1 protein-coding gene is annotated in these 4,802 nt (G+C 60.6%); it reads left to right on the top strand.

Annotated features, from left to right (window positions below; translation table 11 throughout):
• Positions 1–4,802, top strand: a 4,802-nt coding sequence (locus ACYP33_RS34725) for a beta strand repeat-containing protein (protein ID WP_459625614.1), incomplete at both ends; no start/stop codon positions are given.

Raw genomic sequence — 4,802 nt, 5'->3', positions numbered from 1 at the left:
CAATGTCTCATCGCTGTCGTCCTCGGTCTCCAGCGGACTGTCGACCACGAACAGCAACGTGTCCTCGCTGTCGACTTCGACCTCGACCAGCGTTGGTTCACTGTCGACCGGGTTGTCTACGACCAATAGCAACGTTTCGTCGTTGTCGAGCGGCCTGAGCACGACCAACAGCAACGTCACCTCGTTGTCGTCCTCGGTCTCCAGCGGGTTATCGACGACAAACAGCAACGTTACTTCGCTGTCGAGCGGCTTGAGCACGACAAACAGCAATGTCTCATCGCTGTCGTCCTCGGTCTCCAGCGGACTGTCGACCACGAACAGCAACGTGTCCTCGCTGTCGACTTCGACCTCGACCAGCGTTAGCTCTCTGTCGACCGGGTTGTCTACGACCAATAGCAACGTTTCGTCGTTGTCGAGCGGCCTGAGCAGCACCAACAGCAACGTTTCATCATTGTCGAGCGGCCTAAGCACGACCAACAGCAATGTCTCCTCGTTGTCGTCCTCGGTCTCCAGCGGGCTGTCGACGACAAACAGCAACGTTACTTCGCTGTCGAGCGGCTTGAGCACCACCGATAGCAACGTCTCGTCGCTGTCGACTTCGACCTCGACCAGTGTTGGCTCGCTGTCCACCGGGCTGTCTACGACCAACAGCAACGTCACTTCGCTGTCCAGCGGGTTGTCGACTACGAATAGCAACGTCTCGTCGCTGTCGACTTCGACCTCGACCAGCGTTGGTTCGCTGTCCACTGGGCTGTCCACGACCAACAGCAATGTCTCCTCGTTGTCGTCCTCGGTCTCCAGCGGGTTGTCGACGACAAACAGCAACGTTACTTCGCTGTCTAGCGGCTTGAGCAGCACCAACAGCAATGTTTCCTCACTGTCCAGCGGCCTGAGCACGACAAACAGCAATGTCTCCTCGCTGTCCACTGGCTTGAGCACCACCGATAGCAACGTCTCATCGCTGTCGTCGTCGACCTCGACCAGCGTCGGCTCACTCTCCACTGGCCTCTCGACCACGACGAGCAACATCACGTCCCTGTCGTCGGGCTTGAGCAGCACAAACAGTAATGTTTCTTCGTTGTCGTCATCGACTTCGACCAGCGTCGGCTCCCTTTCCACCGGCTTGAGCACCACGAACAGCACGGTTTCCTCGCTGTCGACCGGCGTGTCCTCGATCTCGACTGGACTGTCGACAACGAACAGCAATGTCGCTTCGCTGTCGTCCTCGACCTCGACCAGCGTCGGTTCTCTGTCCACGGGACTCTCGACCACGACGAGCAACGTCACGTCGCTGTCCACCGGTCTCAGCACCACTAACAGCACGGTCTCCTCGCTGTCGACCGGCGTGTCTTCGATCTCGACCGGCCTGTCGACAACCAACAGCAATGTTTCGTCGCTCTCCAGTGGACTGAGCACCACCGATAGCAATGTGTCTTCGCTGTCGACCTCGACCTCAACTGGCGTCAGCTCGCTGTCAACCGGGCTGTCGACGACAAATAGCAATGTCACGTCGCTGTCGAGCGGCTTGAGCAGCACCAACAGCAACGTTTCCTCGCTGTCCAGCGGACTGAGTACGACCAACAGCAACGTTTCTTCTCTGTCGTCGTCGACTTCGACCAGCGTCGGCTCACTGTCCACCGGCCTCAGCACTACCAACAGCACGGTCTCCTCGCTGTCGACCGGTGTGTCCTCGATTTCGACCGGCCTGTCGACAACCAACAGCAATGTCGCTTCGCTGTCATCCTCGACCTCAACCAGCGTCGGTTCACTGTCGACCGGACTCTCGACCACGACGAGCAGTGTCACATCGCTGTCGTCGGGACTCAGCAGCACCAACAGCACGGTCTCCTCACTGTCGACCGGCGTGTCTTCGATCTCTACCGGCCTGTCGACAACGAACAGCAATGTCACTTCGCTGTCGTCCTCGACTTCGACCAGCGTTGGCTCGCTGTCCACCGGGCTGTCCACAACCAACAGCAATGTTTCGTCGTTGTCGAGCGGCTTGAGCACCACGAACAGCACGGTTTCGTCGCTGTCGACCGGCGTGTCCTCGATCTCCACCGGCCTGTCGACAACGAACAGCAACGTCGCGTCGCTGTCGTCCTCGACTTCGACCAGCGTCGGATCGCTGTCCACCGGACTGAGCACCACGACGAGCAATGTCACGTCGCTGTCGTCGGGCCTCAGCACCACCAACAGCAATGTGTCCTCGTTGTCCAGCGGTCTGAGCACGACAACTAGCAGCGTCTCCTCGCTGTCTACCGGCGTCTCTTCGATCTCCACCGGGCTGTCGACAACGAACAGCAATGTCGCTTCGCTGTCGTCCTCGACTTCGACCAGCGTTGGCTCGCTGTCCACCGGACTGAGCACCACCAACAGCAACATCTCGTCGCTGTCGTCCGGCCTGAGCACGACAAACAGCAGCGTCGGCTCGTTGTCGTCATCGACCTCGACCAGCGTCAGCTCGCTGTCCACCGGCTTGAGCACCACGACGAGCAACGTCGCGTCGCTCTCGACTGGCCTGAGCTCGACCAACAGCAACGTCTCATCGCTGTCGTCCGGCCTCAGCACTACCAACAGCAGTGTCGGCTCGTTGTCCACTGGCCTCAGCACCACCAACAACACGGTCTCCTCGCTGTCGACCGGCGTGTCTTCGATCTCGACTGGACTGTCGACAACCGACAGCAACGTCGCGTCGCTGTCGTCTTCGACCTCGACCAGCGTCGGCTCTCTGTCCACCGGCTTGAGCACCACGACGAGCAACGTCGCCTCGCTGTCGACTGGCCTGAGTTCGACCAACAGCAACGTCTCATCGCTGTCGTCCGGCCTCAGCACCACCAACAGCAGTGTCGGCTCGTTGTCCACCGGTCTCAGCACCACCAACAGCACGGTCTCTTCGCTGTCGACCGGCGTGTCTTCGATCTCGACTGGACTGTCGACAACCGACAGCAATGTCGCTTCGCTGTCGTCCTCGACTTCGACCAGTGTCGGTTCGCTGTCCACCGGTCTCAGCACCACCAACAGCAGCGTCGGCTCACTGTCGTCATCGACCTCGACCAGTGTCGGTTCACTGTCCACCGGCTTGAGCACCACGACGAGCAACGTCGCGTCGCTGTCGACTGGCCTTAGTTCGACCAACAGCAACGTCTCATCGTTGTCGTCCGGCCTCAGCACCACCAACAGCACGGTTTCCTCGCTGTCGACCGGCGTGTCCTCGATCTCTACCGGCCTGTCGACAACGAACAGCAACGTCACTTCGCTGTCGTCCTCGACCTCGACCAGCGTCGGATCGCTGTCCACTGGCTTGAGCACCACGACGAGCAACGTCGCCTCGCTCTCGACTGGCCTGAGCTCGACCAACAGCAACGTCTCATCGCTGTCGTCCGGCTTGAGCACCACAAACAGCACGGTCTCCTCGCTGTCGACCGGCGTGTCCTCGATCTCGACTGGACTGTCGACAACGAACAGCAATGTCGCTTCGCTGTCGTCCTCGACTTCGACCAGCGTCGGCTCACTGTCCACCGGCTTGAGCACCACGACGAGCAACGTTGCTTCGCTGTCGACTGGCCTGAGTTCGACCAACAGCAACGTCTCCTCGCTCTCGTCCGGCTTGAGCACGACAAACAGCAGTGTCGGCTCGTTGTCCACTGGCCTCAGCACCACCAACAGCACGGTCTCCTCGCTGTCGACTGGCGTGTCTTCGATCTCGACTGGACTGTCGACAACCAACAGCAATGTCGCTTCGCTGTCGTCCTCGACTTCGACCAGCGTTGGCTCGCTGTCCACCGGACTGAGCACCACCACCAGCAACATCTCGTCGCTGTCGTCCGGCCTGAGCACGACAAACAGCAGCGTCGGCTCGTTGTCGTCATCGACCTCGACCAGCGTCAGCTCGCTGTCCACCGGCTTGAGCACCACGACGAGCAACGTCGCGTCGCTCTCGACTGGCCTGAGCTCGACCAACAGCAACGTCTCATCGCTGTCGTCCGGCCTCAGCACCACCAACAACACGGTTTCCTCGCTGTCGTCCGGCGTGTCCTCGATCTCGACTGGACTGTCGACAACGAACAGCAACGTCACTTCGCTGTCGTCCTCGACTTCGACCAGCGTTGGCTCGCTGTCCACCGGCTTGAGCACCACCACCAGCAACATCTCGTCGCTGTCGTCCGGCCTCAGCACCACAAACAGCAGCGTCGGCTCGCTGTCCACTGGCCTCAGCACCACCAACAGCACGGTTTCCTCGCTGTCGTCCGGCGTGTCCTCGATCTCCACCGGCCTGTCGACAACGAACAGCAACGTCACTTCGCTGTCGTCCTCGACTTCGACCAGCGTTGGCTCGCTGTCCACCGGCCTGAGCACCACGACGAGCAACGTCGCGTCGCTCTCGACTGGCCTGAGCTCGACCAACAGCAACGTCTCATCGCTGTCGTCCGGCCTCAGCACCACAAACAGCAGTGTCGGCTCGTTGTCCACTGGCCTCAGCACCACCAACAGCAATGTCGCTTCGCTGTCGTCCTCGACTTCGACCAGCGTTGGCTCGCTGTCCACCGGACTGAGCACCACCACCAGCAACATCTCATCGCTGTCGTCCGGCCTCAGCAGCACCAACAGCAGCGTCGGCTCGCTGTCGTCCTCGACCTCAACCAGTGTCGGTTCACTGTCCACCGGCTTGAGCACCACGACGAGCAACGTCGCGTCGCTGTCGACTGGCCTCAGCACCACCAACAGCAACGTCACCTCGCTGTCCACCGGCCTCAGCACCACCAACAGCAACGTCACCTCGCTGTCCACCGGCCTCAGCA

Source organism: Burkholderia sp. 3C, from assembly GCF_054589155.1.
The sequence above is the reverse complement of the archived record's forward strand: the minus strand, read 5'-3'. Positions and strand labels throughout refer to the sequence as shown.